Source organism: Vibrio sp. 1402 (assembly GCF_033340275.1).
Genome location: NZ_JAWOWE010000680.1, coordinates 1 through 523, shown reverse-complemented (window position 1 = coordinate 523; position 523 = coordinate 1). Strand labels below are relative to the sequence as shown.

General features: G+C 50.1%; 1 protein-coding gene. It reads right to left on the bottom strand.

Annotated features, from left to right (window positions below; all coding sequences use genetic code 11):
• Window positions 1–99: 99 nt before the first annotated feature.
• On the bottom strand, window positions 100–523 hold a 424-nt coding region (eda, locus tag R7044_RS27915; protein WP_225451673.1), incomplete at its 5' end, for a bifunctional 4-hydroxy-2-oxoglutarate aldolase/2-dehydro-3-deoxy-phosphogluconate aldolase.

Genomic DNA, 523 nt, shown 5'->3' with positions numbered 1-523 from the left:
TCCATCTAGGTTCCTTAACCATGTGAGTGAATGTGAATGCAAACGAATCAGCCCTCCACCGAGGGAGGGCTGGGCACTTTATTCAATCGCTAAAAGCGATTACTCATTTACAAGCGCAACCGCTTCGCGAGTTAGGCGTGCAAGCTCTTCCCAGTTGCCCGCTTCGATCAGTTTCTTGTCTACCATCCAGGTTCCGCCGCAGGCCAACACGCGTGGAATCGCTAAGTAATCTTTGATGTTCGCAGGGTTAATGCCACCAGTAGGCATCAGTTCGATGTCGGTGTATGGCGCAAGCAGTGATTTCACCATGTTGATACCGCCAGAAGCTTCTGCAGGGAAGAACTTCAAGGTAGTTAATCCCATTTCCAGCGCGGCTTCAACTGTGCTTGGATTGTTCACACCCGGTACGATATCAATGCCGATTTCTTGGCACGCTTTAACGGTATTGGGGTTAAAGCCTGGCGATACGATAAAGGTAGCGCCTGCTTCTTTTGCTGCGATCGCTTGCTCACGATTCAGTACT